This is a genomic window from Ornithinicoccus sp. (assembly GCF_057176825.1).
In genome coordinates, this window is sequence record NZ_CM169976.1 from 1,237,592 (window position 1) to 1,250,890 (window position 13,299).

The 13,299-nt window shown below is 67.7% G+C and carries 22 protein-coding genes; all 22 read left to right on the forward strand.

What is annotated here, in order from left to right; all coding sequences use genetic code 11:
* Nucleotides 1-32: 32 nt before the first annotated feature.
* Nucleotides 33-869, forward strand: coding sequence for a 50S ribosomal protein L2 (gene rplB / locus AC1QRC_RS06375; protein WP_484205947.1), 837 nt, complete (start codon nucleotides 33-35; stop codon nucleotides 867-869).
* An 18-nt stretch (nucleotides 870-887) separates the two neighbouring features.
* Nucleotides 888-1,169, forward strand: coding sequence for a 30S ribosomal protein S19 (gene rpsS, locus AC1QRC_RS06380; protein WP_484205948.1), 282 nt, complete (start codon nucleotides 888-890; stop codon nucleotides 1,167-1,169).
* A gap of 55 nt (nucleotides 1,170-1,224) precedes the next feature.
* Nucleotides 1,225-1,596, forward strand: a complete 372-nt coding sequence (gene rplV, locus AC1QRC_RS06385; RefSeq protein ID WP_484205949.1) for a 50S ribosomal protein L22 — start codon at nucleotides 1,225-1,227, stop codon at nucleotides 1,594-1,596.
* Nucleotides 1,596-2,432, forward strand: coding sequence for a 30S ribosomal protein S3 (rpsC, locus tag AC1QRC_RS06390; RefSeq protein ID WP_484205950.1), 837 nt, complete (start codon nucleotides 1,596-1,598; stop codon nucleotides 2,430-2,432). The genes rplV and rpsC overlap by 1 nt, the downstream gene beginning before the upstream one ends.
* Nucleotides 2,432-2,851 carry a 50S ribosomal protein L16 gene (gene rplP, locus AC1QRC_RS06395; RefSeq protein ID WP_484205951.1) on the forward strand — a complete coding sequence of 140 codons (420 nt, stop codon included), beginning with the start codon at nucleotides 2,432-2,434 and terminating at the stop codon, nucleotides 2,849-2,851. Before rpsC ends, rplP begins: the two co-directional genes overlap by 1 nt.
* On the forward strand, nucleotides 2,851-3,126 hold the full coding sequence (rpmC, locus tag AC1QRC_RS06400) for a 50S ribosomal protein L29 (RefSeq protein WP_484205952.1): 276 nt from the start codon (nucleotides 2,851-2,853) through the stop codon (nucleotides 3,124-3,126). The genes rplP and rpmC overlap by 1 nt, the downstream gene beginning before the upstream one ends.
* A 2-nt stretch (nucleotides 3,127-3,128) precedes the next feature.
* Nucleotides 3,129-3,425, forward strand: coding sequence for a 30S ribosomal protein S17 (rpsQ, locus tag AC1QRC_RS06405; protein ID WP_484205953.1), 297 nt, complete (start codon nucleotides 3,129-3,131; stop codon nucleotides 3,423-3,425).
* 119 nt (nucleotides 3,426-3,544) lie between these two features.
* Nucleotides 3,545-3,913, forward strand: a complete 369-nt coding sequence (gene rplN / locus AC1QRC_RS06410) for a 50S ribosomal protein L14 (RefSeq protein WP_141784217.1) — start codon at nucleotides 3,545-3,547, stop codon at nucleotides 3,911-3,913.
* A 1-nt stretch (nucleotide 3,914) separates the two neighbouring features.
* Entirely contained in the window at nucleotides 3,915-4,277 is a 363-nt protein-coding gene (gene rplX, locus AC1QRC_RS06415; protein ID WP_484205954.1) for a 50S ribosomal protein L24, read from the forward strand.
* Nucleotides 4,277-4,849 (forward strand): 50S ribosomal protein L5, encoded by a 573-nt coding sequence (rplE, locus tag AC1QRC_RS06420; protein WP_484205955.1) that lies wholly within the window; start codon nucleotides 4,277-4,279, stop codon nucleotides 4,847-4,849. The genes rplX and rplE overlap by 1 nt, the downstream gene beginning before the upstream one ends.
* A 2-nt stretch (nucleotides 4,850-4,851) precedes the next feature.
* Nucleotides 4,852-5,037, forward strand: a complete 186-nt coding sequence (locus AC1QRC_RS06425; protein ID WP_141784219.1) for a type Z 30S ribosomal protein S14 — start codon at nucleotides 4,852-4,854, stop codon at nucleotides 5,035-5,037.
* A 122-nt stretch (nucleotides 5,038-5,159) separates the two neighbouring features.
* On the forward strand, nucleotides 5,160-5,558 hold the full coding sequence (gene rpsH, locus AC1QRC_RS06430) for a 30S ribosomal protein S8 (RefSeq protein ID WP_484205956.1): 399 nt from the start codon (nucleotides 5,160-5,162) through the stop codon (nucleotides 5,556-5,558).
* A gap of 14 nt (nucleotides 5,559-5,572) precedes the next feature.
* Complete coding sequence (gene rplF / locus AC1QRC_RS06435) at nucleotides 5,573-6,112, forward strand: 50S ribosomal protein L6 (protein WP_484205957.1); 540 nt, start codon at nucleotides 5,573-5,575, stop codon at nucleotides 6,110-6,112.
* 3 nt (nucleotides 6,113-6,115) lie between these two features.
* Nucleotides 6,116-6,490, forward strand: a complete 375-nt coding sequence (rplR, locus tag AC1QRC_RS06440; protein ID WP_484205958.1) for a 50S ribosomal protein L18 — start codon at nucleotides 6,116-6,118, stop codon at nucleotides 6,488-6,490.
* Nucleotides 6,491-6,524: 34 nt separating this feature from the next.
* Nucleotides 6,525-7,157 carry a 30S ribosomal protein S5 gene (gene rpsE / locus AC1QRC_RS06445; RefSeq protein WP_484205959.1) on the forward strand — a complete coding sequence of 211 codons (633 nt, stop codon included), beginning with the start codon at nucleotides 6,525-6,527 and terminating at the stop codon, nucleotides 7,155-7,157.
* Nucleotides 7,157-7,339, forward strand: coding sequence for a 50S ribosomal protein L30 (gene rpmD / locus AC1QRC_RS06450; RefSeq protein WP_484205960.1), 183 nt, complete (start codon nucleotides 7,157-7,159; stop codon nucleotides 7,337-7,339). Before rpsE ends, rpmD begins: the two co-directional genes overlap by 1 nt.
* A gap of 2 nt (nucleotides 7,340-7,341) precedes the next feature.
* Nucleotides 7,342-7,830: a 50S ribosomal protein L15 gene (gene rplO / locus AC1QRC_RS06455; protein ID WP_484205961.1), complete on the forward strand. Its 489-nt coding sequence runs from the start codon at nucleotides 7,342-7,344 to the stop codon at nucleotides 7,828-7,830.
* A 167-nt stretch (nucleotides 7,831-7,997) separates the two neighbouring features.
* Nucleotides 7,998-9,326, forward strand: coding sequence for a preprotein translocase subunit SecY (secY, locus tag AC1QRC_RS06460; RefSeq protein WP_484205962.1), 1,329 nt, complete (start codon nucleotides 7,998-8,000; stop codon nucleotides 9,324-9,326).
* Nucleotides 9,326-9,907, forward strand: a complete 582-nt coding sequence (locus tag AC1QRC_RS06465) for an adenylate kinase (RefSeq protein ID WP_484205963.1) — start codon at nucleotides 9,326-9,328, stop codon at nucleotides 9,905-9,907. Before secY ends, AC1QRC_RS06465 begins: the two co-directional genes overlap by 1 nt.
* A 25-nt stretch (nucleotides 9,908-9,932) precedes the next feature.
* Complete coding sequence (gene map, locus AC1QRC_RS06470; protein WP_484205964.1) at nucleotides 9,933-10,799, forward strand: type I methionyl aminopeptidase; 867 nt, start codon at nucleotides 9,933-9,935, stop codon at nucleotides 10,797-10,799.
* 270 nt (nucleotides 10,800-11,069) lie between these two features.
* The gene (locus AC1QRC_RS06475) at nucleotides 11,070-12,368 is read left to right on the forward strand and encodes an ABC transporter substrate-binding protein (RefSeq protein WP_484205965.1); all 1,299 of its coding nucleotides are present in this window, start codon (nucleotides 11,070-11,072) and stop codon (nucleotides 12,366-12,368) included.
* Between the two features lie 31 nt (nucleotides 12,369-12,399).
* Nucleotides 12,400-13,287: a carbohydrate ABC transporter permease gene (locus tag AC1QRC_RS06480; RefSeq protein ID WP_484205966.1), complete on the forward strand. Its 888-nt coding sequence runs from the start codon at nucleotides 12,400-12,402 to the stop codon at nucleotides 13,285-13,287.
* Nucleotides 13,288-13,299: the final 12 nt, after the last annotated feature.

The window sequence follows — 13,299 nt, forward strand, 5'->3', positions numbered from 1 at the left end:
CAGCCGAGACGTTAGAACCGAGGAATACCCACATGGCTATCCGTAAGTACAAGCCGACTACGCCGGGCCGTCGCGGCTCCAGCGTGGCCGACTTCGTCGAGGTGACCCGCTCCACCCCGGAGAAGTCGCTGGTCCGTCCGCTCACCAAGTCCGGGGGCCGCAACGCCTCCGGCCGGATCACCACCCGTCACATCGGTGGTGGCCACAAGCGGGCCTACCGCGTGATCGACTTCCGTCGCGCCGACAAGGACGGCGTGCCGGCGAAGGTCGCGCACATCGAGTACGACCCGAACCGCACCGCGCGCATCGCGCTGCTGCACTACGCCGACGGCGAGAAGCGCTACATCATCGCGCCGAACAAGCTGAAGCAGGGCGACGCGATCGAGCAGGGCCCGGCCGCGGACATCAAGCCCGGCAACAACCTGCCGCTGCGCAACATCCCGGTCGGTACGGTCATCCACGCCATCGAGCTCAAGCCCGGTGGCGGGGCCAAGATCGCCCGCTCCGCCGGCACCCGCGTGCAGCTGGTCGCCAAGGAGGGCGCCTACGCCCAGCTGCGGATGCCCTCGGGCGAGATCCGCAACGTGGACGCCCGCTGCCGCGCCAGCATCGGTGAGGTCGGCAACGCCGAGCAGAGCAACATCAACTGGGGCAAGGCCGGCCGTATGCGGTGGAAGGGCAAGCGCCCGACCGTCCGTGGTGTGGTCATGAACCCGGTCGACCACCCGCACGGCGGTGGTGAGGGTAAGACCTCTGGTGGCCGTCACCCGGTGAGCCCGTGGGGCCAGCCGGAGGGCCGCACCCGCCGTCCGAACAAGCCCAGCGACAAGCTCATCGTGCGTCGCCGCCGGACCGGCAAGAAGCGCTGAGTAGGGAGCAGATAAACGATGCCTCGCAGTCTGAAGAAGGGCCCCTTCGTCGACGACCACCTCGCCAAGAAGGTGGACGCCCAGAACGAAGCCGGCACCAAGACCGTCATCAAGACCTGGTCCCGCCGGTCGATGATCACCCCCGACATGCTCGGCCACACGCTGGCCGTGCACGACGGCCGCAAGCACGTCCCGGTCTTCGTGACCGAGTCGATGGTCGGCCACAAGCTCGGTGAGTTCGCCCCGACCCGCACCTTCAAGGGTCACGAGAAGGACGACCGGAAGGCCCGTCGCCGCTGACGCGGCGACGCCGGACCGGACAACGATGAGTACGAACGAAAGCAAAGGGACAGCGATGGAAGCCAAGGCGCAGGCGCGGTTTGTCCGTGTCACGCCCCAGAAGGCCCGCCGCGTCGTGGACCTGATCCGTGGCAAGCAGGCCGAGGAGGCCAAGGCGATGCTGCAGTTCGCCCCGCAGTCGGCCAGCGAGCCGATCCTGAAGGTGCTGAACAGCGCGATCGCGAACGCTCGGTTCCAGGCCGACCAGACCGCGACCGCCTTCGACGAGCGCGAGCTCGTCGTCACGGCCGCGTACGTCGACGAGGGGCCGACCATGAAGCGGTTCCGTCCGCGGGCGCAGGGTCGGGCGAGCCGGATCCTCAAGCGCACCAGTCACATCACCGTGCTGGTCGGACAGACCGAGCAGGTCAAGGGAGGTGCCCGCTGATGGGGCAGAAGATCAACCCGTACGGCTACCGCCTGGGCATTACGACCGACCACGTGAGCCGTTGGTTCGCCGACTCCACCAAGGAGGGCCAGCGTTACCGCGACTACGTCAAGGAGGACGTGGCCATCCGTGAGCTGATGTCGACCGGCATGGACCGCGCCGGCATCGCCAAGGTCGAGATCGAGCGCACCCGCGACCGGGTCCGCGTCGACATCCACACCGCCCGGCCGGGCATCGTCATCGGCCGCCGCGGCGCGGAGGCCGACCGCATCCGCGGTGAGTTGGAGAAGCTGACCGGCAAGCAGGTGCAGTTGAACATCCTCGAGGTCAAGAACCCCGAGGTCGACGCCCAGCTCGTGGCGCAGGGCATCGCCGAGCAGCTCGCCGCCCGCGTGACCTTCCGTCGCGCGATGCGCAAGGGCATGCAGACCGCGCTGCGCGCCGGCGCCAAGGGCATCCGGATCCAGTGCTCCGGTCGTCTCGGCGGCGCCGAGATGTCCCGCTCGGAGTTCTACCGCGAGGGTCGCGTCCCGCTGCACACGCTGCGCGCGAACATCGACTACGGCTTCTACGAGGCCCGCACGACGTTCGGTCGCATCGGCGTGAAGGTGTGGATCTACAAGGGCGACCTGACCGCCAAGGAGCTGGCCCGCGAGCAGGCGGCGGCCCCGTCGCGTCCGGGTCGTCCCCGTCGGGACGGCGACCGTCCCGGTCGTGGGCGTCGCGGTGACCGCGGCGAGCGTCGTGGCGACCGCACCGAGGCCCAGCAGCCGACGACGGCCCCCGAGGCTCCGGCCGAGGCGACCCCGGCGAGCAGTGAGGGAGAGCAGTCCTGATGTTGATTCCACGTCGCGTCAAGCACCGCAAGCAGCACCACCCCAAGCGGACCGGAATGGCCAAGGGTGGCACCGCCATCGCGTTCGGTGACTACGGCATCCAGGCCCTGGAGCCGGCCTACGTCACCAACCGGCAGATCGAGTCGGCCCGTATCGCGATGACCCGTTACATCAAGCGTGGCGGAAAGGTGTGGATCAACATCTACCCCGACCGTCCGTTGACCAAGAAGCCGGCCGAGACCCGGATGGGCTCCGGTAAGGGCTCGCCCGAGTGGTGGATCGCCAACGTCAAGCCCGGACGCGTCATGTTCGAGCTGTCCGGCGTGAGCGAGGAGACCGCCCGTGAGGCGATGCGCCTGGCGATGCACAAGTTGCCGATGAAGTGCCGCTTCGTCGCGCGTGAAGGTGGTGACAACTGATGGCTTTCGGGAGCAAGAACCTGACGCCCGAGCAGCTGCGTGGTCTGGAGGACGAGCCCCTGGCCGACGCCCTTGCCGAGGCCAAGCGGGAGCTGTTCAACCTGCGGTTCCAGACGGCGACCGGCCAGTTGGAGAGCCACGGCCGGCTGCGCGCGGTCCGCAAGGACATCGCCCGGATCTACACCGAGATGCGTGAGCGCGAGCTCCACATCGGCCGGGACGTTCCGGAGCCGGCTGACGACACGAACGAGACCACGACCGAGAAGGTTGGCTGATCATGAGCGAGACCACGCAGCCCACTGAGGCCACCGACGCCCAGCCAGCGCGCAACTACCGCAAGACCCGTCAGGGTTACGTGGTGAGCGACAAGATGGACAAGACCGTGGTGGTCCTGGTCGAGGACCGCGTCAAGCACGCCCTGTACGGCAAGGTCATGCGCCGCAGCCACCGGGTGAAGGCGCACGACGAGGCCAACGCCGCGGGTGTCGGTGACCTGGTGCAGATCATGGAGACCCGCCCGCTCAGCGCGAGCAAGCGCTGGCGCGTGGTGCAGATCCTGGAGAAGGCCAAGTAACCACTCGCACGGGGGCGACCCGCCCCCTGCACCCCCGTCGCACTAATCATCCACAACGTTCGGCAAGGCTCATCTGACGCGAGAGCGTCACGAGAACCGGCACGACGAAGGAGTCTGAAGTGATCCAGCAGGAGTCGCGACTGCGTGTCGCGGACAACACCGGTGCCAAGGAGATCCTGTGCATCCGCGTGCTCGGTGGCTCCGGCCGCCGGTACGCCGGCATCGGTGACACCATCGTGGCGACCGTCAAGGACGCCATTCCCGGTGGCAACGTCAAGAAGGGTGACGTCGTCAAGGCGGTCATCGTGCGTACCCGTAAGGAGCGGCGCCGTCCCGACGGCAGCTACATCCGCTTCGACGAGAACGCCGCGGTGATCCTCAAGGCCGACGGCGACCCCCGTGGTACCCGCATCTTCGGCCCGGTGGGCCGCGAGCTGCGTGACAAGAAGTACATGAAGATCGTGTCCCTCGCTCCCGAGGTGATCTGAGATGGCGAAGATGAAGATCAAGAAGAACGACCTGGTCCAGGTCATCTCCGGCCGCAAGCAGGACAAGGGCGGCGACCGGGGCAAGCAGGGCCGCGTCATCGCGGTCTACCCGGAGACCAACCGGGTGCTTGTCGAGGGTGTCAACCGGGTCACCAAGCACACCAAGGCCGGTGACCGGCAGGGCATGAGCTCCGGCGGCATCCAGGTCATGGAGGCCCCGATCCACGTGAGCAACGTGGCCCTGGTGGACCCCGAGACCAAGGCGCCGACCCGGATCCGCACCCGGGTCGAGACCGTCGAGCGCGACGGCAAGACCAAGACGCAGCGCACCCGCGTGTCGGTGCGCTCGGGTAAGGACCTCTGATGACGACCACGACCGAGACCACGACGGGTCAGCCGCGCCTGAAGGCGCGCTACCTGTCCGAGATCAAGCCGGCGCTGACGCAGGAGTTCTCCTTCGCCAACCCGATGCAGGTGCCGGGGATCGTCAAGATCACCGTCAACATGGGTGTCGGCGACGCGGCCCGCGACAGCAAGCTGATCGAGGGCGCGATCCGTGACCTGGCGACCATCACCGGCCAGAAGCCGGCGGTCACCAAGGCCCGCAAGTCCATCGCGCAGTTCAAGCTGCGTGAGGGTATGCCGATCGGCGCCCACGTGACGCTGCGCGGCGACCGCATGTGGGAGTTCCTGGACCGTCTGCTGTCCCTGGCGCTGCCCCGGATCCGCGACTTCCGCGGCCTGTCCCCGAAGCAGTTCGACGGGAACGGCAACTACACCTTCGGTCTCAACGAGCAGTCGATGTTCCACGAGATCGACCAGGACAAGATCGACCGCGTGCGGGGGATGGACATCACCATCGTCACCACCGCCACCAACGACGACGAGGGCCGGGCGCTGCTGCGTCACCTGGGCTTCCCGTTCAAGGAGAACTGACCGTGGCCAAGACCGCCCTGATCCAGAAGGCAAACCGCAAGCCGAAGTTCAAGGTGCGCGGCTACACCCGCTGCCAGCGGTGTGGCCGACCCCACTCGGTCTACCGCAAGTTCGGTCTGTGCCGGATCTGCCTGCGGGAGATGGCGCACCGGGGCGAGCTGCCCGGCGTGACCAAGTCCAGCTGGTAATCGACCACCACGTCACGGGAGTGCTCCCGTGACCACCCCGCACCCATGACTCTCTACATCGCAGGTCGGCCAGGCCCCACGGGGGCCGGACGAAACCGCGGTGAGGAAGGGCACGAAGCCCAATGACAATGACCGACCCGATCGCGGACATGTTGACCCGCATCCGGAACGCCAACTCGGCGCACAAGGATGCCGTCAGCATGCCGTTCTCCAAGTTGAAGTCCCACATCTGCGAGATCCTCCAGGCGGAGGGTTACATCGGCGGCTGGTCCGTCGAGGACGCCGAGGTGGGCCAGACCCTGGTGATCGACCTGAAGTACGGCCCCAACCGGGAGCGCTCCATCGCCGGTGTGCGACGCGTCTCCAAGCCGGGCCTGCGGGTCTACGCCAAGTCCACCAACCTGCCGCGCGTGCTCGGCGGCCTGGGTGTGGCGATCCTGTCCACCTCCTCCGGCTTGTTGACCGACAAGCAGGCGGCCGAGAAGGGCGTGGGTGGGGAAGTCCTCGCCTACGTCTGGTGAGGGAGGAGTAAGACATGTCTCGAATCGGACGACTTCCCGTCACCGTGCCCAGCGGTGTCGACGTCACCATCGAGGGCCGCGACGTCACCGTCAAGGGCCCGAAGGGCCAGCTGGCGCACACCGTCGCCGACCCGATCACGGTCGACAAGACCGAGGACGGCAGCGTTGCGGTCGCCCGGCCGGACGACGAGCGCGAGTCCCGCAGCCTGCACGGCCTGACCCGCAGCCTCATCGCCAACATGGTCGAGGGCGTCACCAGCGGCTACACCAAGAAGCTGGAGATCCACGGCACCGGGTACCGCGTGGTGGCCAAGGGCTCGGACCTCGAGTTCGCCCTGGGCTACTCGCACCCGATCCTGGTCAAGGCCCCCGAGGGGATCACCTTCCAGGTCGAGAACCCGACCCGGTTCTCCGTCTCCGGCATCGACAAGCAGCAGGTCGGCGAGGTGGCTGCGAACATCCGCAAGCTGCGCAAGCCCGACCCGTACAAGGGCAAGGGTGTGCGCTACGAGGGCGAGCACATCCGCCGCAAGGTCGGAAAGGCTGGTAAGTAAGCCATGGCAAAGATCGTCAAGCGCCCCAAGGGCAAGATCGCCGCGCGCTCGCGTCGGCACCTGCGCCTGCGCAAGAAGGTCACCGGCACCGCCGGTCGTCCCCGTCTGGTCGTCAACCGGTCCTCGCGGCACGTGTTCGTCCAGGTCGTGGACGACTCCACCAGCAAGACGCTGGTGTCGGCCTCGACCATGGAGGCCGACCTGCGCCAGCTGGACGGCGACAAGACGGCCAAGGCCAAGCGCGTGGGCGAGCTGATCGCCGAGCGTGCGAAGGCTGCCGGCGTCGAGGCGGTCGTCTTCGACCGTGGCGGCAACCGCTACGCGGGCCGCGTCGCTGCGATCGCCGACGGCGCCCGCGAGGGTGGGCTGTCCCTGTGAACATGACCGACAACGCACAGAAGAGGAACGTCTGATGGCTGACTTCCAGCGTCGAGGGGCCGGCGACTCCAACGCCGACTCCGGTCGCGGCGGCCGGGACCGTCGTGACAACCGCGACCGCGACAACCGTCGCGGTGGCCGTGACGACGACCGCAACCAGTACCTGGAGCGCGTCGTCACCATCAACCGTGTCGCCAAGGTCGTCAAGGGTGGTCGTCGCTTCAGCTTCACCGCGCTCGTCGTCGTCGGTGACGGTGACGGCACCGTCGGTGTCGGCTACGGCAAGGCCAAGGAGGTGCCGGCCGCGATCTCCAAGGGTGTGGAAGAGGCGAAGAAGAACTTCTTCCGCGTGCCCCGGATCGCCGGCACCATCCCGCACCCGGTCCAGGGTGAGGCCGCTGCCGGTGTCGTCATGCTCCGCCCCGCCAGCCCCGGTACCGGTGTCATCGCCGGCGGCCCGGTGCGTGCGGTCCTGGAGTGCGCCGGCATCCACGACGTGCTGAGCAAGTCGCTCGGCTCCGACAACGCCATCAACATCGTGCACGCCGCGGTGCAGGCGCTCAAGGAGCTGGAGACCCCCGAGGCCGTGGCCGCCCGTCGTGGGCTGCCCATTGAGCACGTGGCCCCGGCGGCCATGCTCAAGGCTCGTGCAGAGGCGGGTGCGTGATGGCTCAGCTCAAGGTGACCCAGATCAAGTCGGAGATCGGTGGCAAGCAGATGCACCGGGAGACGCTGCGCTCCCTGGGCCTCAAGCGCATCGGTCACACCGTCGTCAAGGAGGACCGCCCGGAGTTCCGGGGCATGGTCCGCTCGGTCGCCCACCTGGTGACCGTCGAGGAGGTTGACTGACCATGGCTGACACCACGGCCAAGACCGAGGCGCGCGCCGGTGGCTCCGCGCTGAAGGTCCACCACCTGCGTCCGGCCCCCGGCGCCAAGACCGCCAAGACCCGCGTGGGTCGCGGTGAGGCGTCCAAGGGCAAGACCGCCGGCCGCGGCACCAAGGGCACCAAGGCCCGCTACCAGGTGCCGGCCAGCTTCGAGGGTGGCCAGACGCCGCTGCACATGCGGCTGCCGAAGCTGCGCGGCTTCAAGAACCCGTTCAAGGTGAGTTACCAGGTCGTGAACCTGGCCAAGCTCGCCGAGCTCTACCCGCAGGGCGGCGACGTCACCGTCGAGGACCTGGCGGCCAAGGGTGCGGTCCGCAAGGGCCAGCCGGTCAAGGTGCTCGGTGAGGGCGAGATCGCCGTCGCCGTCAACGTGACCGCGGCGAAGTTCTCGGCCTCCGCCCAGGAGAAGATCCAGGCGGCGGGCGGCACGATCACCGCCACCGGGGTCTGACCCGACACCCCCTGGTATGCCGATGCCCCGGAACGCCTACCCGCGTCCCGGGGCGTCGGCATACCGGCCGGGTTCTCACCCGGTCATCCGCCCGGACCGCGACGAGTGTTATCGTCAGCCGGTTCACGCACTGACCCGCGACGCGGGGCACCCCAGGAGGATCCGCTGTGCTTTCCGCCTTCGTGCGGGCGTTCAAGACGCCTGATCTTCGCAAGAAGATCCTGTTCACCCTAGGCATCCTTGCGGTGTTCCGGCTGGGTTCTGCCATTCCCAGCCCCGGCATCGACTACAGCCTGGTGCAGCAGTGCGCCAACATGGCCGAGCAGACCAACTCGGTCCTCGGGCTGGCCAACCTGTTCAGCGGCGGGGCGCTCCTGCAGCTGTCGATCTTCGCCCTCGGCGTGATGCCCTACATCACCGCCGCCATCATCACCCAGCTGCTCACCGTGGTCATCCCGCGGTTCGAGGAGCTGAAGAAGGAGGGCTCGGCGGGCCAGACCAAGATGACGCAGTACACGCGGTACATGACCATCGGTCTGGCCGTGCTGCAGTCCTCCACCCTGGTGACCTTCGCCCGCAACCCCTCCTCGTTGTTCGGCCCGACGTGCAGCACGGTGATGCCCGACGACGGTGTCGTGACCATCCTCCTCATGGTGTTGACGATGACGGCGGGCACCGGCCTGATCATGTGGCTGGGCGAGCAGATCACCGAGCGCGGTGTCGGCAACGGCATGTCGCTGCTGATCTTCACCGCCATCGCCTCCGGCTTCCCCGGCTCGCTGGCCGTGATCCAGCAGCGCTCCTGGACCACCTTCGCTCTGGTGATGGTGATGGGGCTGTGCATCATGGCGCTCGTCGTCTTCGTCGAGCAGTGCCAGCGCCGGATCCCGGTGCAGTACGCCAAGCGGATGATCGGGCGTCGCCAGTACGGCGGCACCTCGACCTACATCCCGCTGAAGATGAACATGGCCAACGTCATCCCGATCATCTTCGCCAGCTCGATCCTGATGCTGCCCACGCTCATCGCCCAGTTCAACACCCCCTCGGACCCCGCGGCTGAGCCCCCCGGCTGGGTGACCGCGATCAACACCTACTTCGGGATGGGGATCACCGGCCAGGACACGCACTGGATCTACATGCTGGTGTATGTCGTGCTGATCATCTTCTTCACGTTCTTCTACGTCGGCGTGACGTTCAACCCGGTCGACGTGGCGGACAACATGAAGAAGTACGGCGGCTTCATCCCGGGCATCCGGGCCGGCCGGCCGACGGCCGAGTACCTGCAGTACGTCATCAACCGGATCACCACCCCCGGTGCCATCTACCTGGCCAGCCTGGCGCTGATCCCGCTGATCGCCTTCAACATCCTGGGCACCAGTCAGGACTTCCCCTTCGGCGGCGCCTCGATCCTGATTATCGTGGGTGTCGGGTTGCAGACGGTCAAGCAGATCGAGTCCCAGCTCCAGCAGCACGACTACGAAGGGTTCCTCCGCTGATGCGCATGATCATCCTCGGGCCGCCCGGTGCCGGCAAGGGCACCCAGGCCGCTCTCATCGCCGAGAACCGGGGCATCCCGGCCATCTCCACCGGTGACATCTTCCGGGCCAACATCCAGGGCGAGACCGAGCTCGGACTCCAGGTCAAGCAGATCCTCGCCTCGGGCGGGTACGTCCCCGACGAGGTCACCAACGCGATCGTGCGCGACAGGCTGGCCCAGGCCGACGCCGCGCTCGGCTTCCTGCTGGACGGCTACCCGCGCACCCCCGGCCAGGTGGAGGCGCTGGATGAGATGCTCGCCGAGCAGGGCAACTCTCTGGACCTGGTGCTCGAGCTCACGGTCGACACCGACGAGGTCGTCGGCCGCCTCCTGCAGCGCGCCCAGGAGCAGGGCCGGGTCGATGACACCGAGGACGTCATCCGCAAGCGAATGGACATCTACACCGAGGAGACGGCCCCGCTGGCCGCGACCTACTCCGAGCGCAACCTCCTCAAGCAGGTCGACGGCATGGGCACGGTCGAGGAGGTCACCGGCCGGATCACCGCCCTGCTGGACCAGACCGGCGCCACTCCCGCCTGAGCCGGCCCCTCCGCATACCTGCCTGATGTCGTTCCTGCGCCGCCCCAAGATCGAGGCGAAGTCCCGCGAGCAGCTGCTGCTGATGCGGCGCGCCGGCCTCGTCGTGGGGCAGACCCTTCAACTGGCGCGCGAGGCGGCCGTCGCCGGCACCACGACCGGTGAGATCGACCGGCTGGCGGAGGAGAACATCCGGGGGCAGGGGGCGGTGCCGTCCTTCAAGGGGTACCACGGGTTCCCCGGCTCGCTGTGCATCAGCGTCAACGAGGAGGTCGTCCACGGCATCCCGGGGGAGCGGGTGCTGCAGGAGGGGGACCTGGTCTCCATCGACTGCGGTGCCATCGTCGAGGGCTGGCACGGCGACGCGGCCCTGACCCTGGTCGTGGGAGGCCGTGCCGCGGCGCGCCCCGAGGACCTGGCGCTGATGGACGACACCGAGGCCGCGATGTGGGCGGGGATCGCCGCGCTGAGCGTCGGGGGACGGCTGTATGCCGTGGGAGACGCCGTCGAGGGGTCCGCCCTGGCCGCCCGGGAACGCCGGGCCCAGGAGGGGAGTCCTGCGCTGACCTACGGCATCGTGGAGGACTACGTGGGCCACGGCATCGGGCGGGAGATGCATATGGACCCGCAGGTGCCCAACTACGCCGTCGATGCCAAGGGCCCCACCGTGCCCGACGGGGCCACTCTGGCGATCGAGCCGATGATCACCCTCGGCACCATCGAGACGCGCACCCTCGAGGACGACTGGACTGTGATCACCACCGACGGGTCCCGCGCGTGCCACTGGGAACACACGGTGGCGGTGACCGCGGACGGTCTGTGGGTGCTCACCGCCCTCGACGGCGGGCAGGCAGCCCTCGCCGCCGCCGGCGCCCCCTTCTCCCCATTTTCGTAGTGGGATTGTCGCCCGGCCCCGCATTTTCGTAGCGGTTCTGCGGGCGGGTTCCGGCCGCGTCAGAACAGCCACGACGTGCCCGTCGAGCACCCCAACGGCACCCTTGACCGGTGGTGGGTGCCGTGTTACGTTCGGGGATGCAATCGATTGCAACCGAGCGGGGAAGGTAAGACGATGGCGTCAATCACCGGCGGAGGCCCCCAACGGTCCGGTGGCCCCCGGGGCCTCACGACACGGAACGTGGCGACGACGGAGATCAGTCGTCGTCGCATGCTGCAGCTGACCGGGCTCGGCCTGGGTGCGGTGGGGCTCGCCGGGTGCGGCCCGCTGAGCTCGGAGTCCGGCGGCGGGGCATCGGGGCCGGACGGCGGCGGAGGATCGGGTCCGCAACTGGCCGAGATCGGGGTGAAGCCTGCCGAGGGCACGTCCGGGTGGGACTTCCTCGTCGGGGTCGGTGACGAGGTCACCGAGGAGAACCCCGACTTCACCTACAACTTCACCTTCGTCAACACCAAGGTGCGGCCGCAGATCGAGCAGCGCTGGCGGGCCGGGAACCCGCCGGACACCGACTACGAGATCTTCAACGCGCAGGTCCCCTCGACGCACGACTTCGCGGAGAACCTGCTGGATCTGACGCCCTACCTCGAGGAGGAGATCGAGGGCGGCGGCACGTGGGGGGAGAGCTTCCTGGAGGGCACGGCCAAGGAGGTCGAGCTCGACGGCAAGACCTACGGGGTGGTGACGGACACCCACGTCGTCGGCCTGTACTACAACATTGCGCTGTTCGACGAGCTCGGCATCGAGGCGCCGACCACCTGGAGTGCGCTGCTGGAGGCCTGCGAGGCCCTGCGGGGTGCCGACATCGCCCCGATCGCGGTGACCGGTATGCACGACCCCTACATGGGGTACTGGACGGACTACCTCTTCATGCGCCACGTCGGCTTCGAGGCGGCCCGCGAGGCCGCCTACTCCGGGGACTTCAGCGATCCGGGATTCCTCGCCGCCGCGGAGCTCTTCCAGGAGTTCCGGGACACTGATCCCTTCATCAACGGGTTCGAGGGGACCGACTTCACGGCCGTCCAGATGGAGTTCTTCCAGGAGAAGGCCGGCATGATCCTCATGGGCACTTGGATCACCGCCGAGATGAAGGACTCGATCCCGGAGGGCTTCGCCCTGGGTGTCGTGCCCTTCCCCCAGGTCGAGGGCACAGAGGAGAACCATGGCTTCATCGCGGCCTCCAACGTGATGGTGGTGAACAAGCAGAGCGAGAGCATCGATGCCGCCATCGCCTACATGAAGGCCCTGACCTCCAAGGAGACCCAGACGAGGCGAGCACTGGAGCAGTCGGCGGTGTCGGCGGTGAAGGACGTCCCCGGCCCGCCGGGGGTCGAGGGGTTCGACGAGATGATCGCGGGGGCCGACGAGCTCAACATCCGCCAGTACGGGCTCGAGTACACCCCGGACCGGAACACCGCCTTCTACCGCGAGGTGGCCAGGTTCTTCTTCGGGGACCTGGACGCGCAAGGATTCATCGATGGCTTGTCCAAGGCCATGAAGGGTGCCTCCTGACTGCCGTGCGACCGGGTGATCACCGACTGACATGAGCATCATCGATCAGCAACGGCGTCGCCTGGCACTGCCCTTCCTGGCCATCCCCTGCGCGATGCTGGTGGCCTTCTTCATCTTCCCGCTGTACCAGACGTTCTACCTGTCGTTCACCGACTGGTACGGGACCTTCCAGACCACCGGTTGGGTCGGGCTGGAGAACTACCGTGCGCTCTGGAACGACCCGCTGTTCCACAGCGCGGTGCTGAACACCCTGCTGTATTTCGTGCTCTCCCTCGTGGTGCTCTTCCCGCTCGCCATGTTCATCGCCTGGGCGCTGCTGCGCACCAAGGGCAGCCGGTCCTTCTTCCAGGTGGCCATCTTCGCCCCGGCCGTGCTCTCGGTGTCGGTCGCGGGCGTGCTCTGGAAGTTCATCTACAACCCGAGCTTCGGGCTCATCAACACCGCACTGGACGCGGTCGGCCTGGAGTCGCTCGCCCGGCCCTGGCTGGGCGATCCCTCGACGGCGATGTTCGGCATCGTCGTGGCGGTGATCTGGCACGGCATCGCCACCTGGATCATCCTGATCCTGGCCGGGATCGACCGGATTCCCTCGGAGCTCACCGAGGCCGCGTCCCTCGACGGCGCCTCGGACTGGAAGGTGTTCACCAGGATCACGCTGCCGCTGCTCTGGCCCGTGCTCAGCACCCTGCTGGTGCTGTGGTTCATCCAGTCCATGCAGACGTTCGCCTTCATCTACGTGATGACCAACGGTGGTCCCGCCGGCGCCACGGAGGTGATGGCCACCTACATGTACCGGCTGGCCATCGAGGGACGGATGTTCGCCTACGGCTCGGCGATGGCTGTGGTCATGACGCTGATCGTGCTGGTGATGAGCCTGGTGGGGTCCAAGTTCTTGAAGGGTGATCGCTTTGAGGCGTGATCGTCGAGGAGG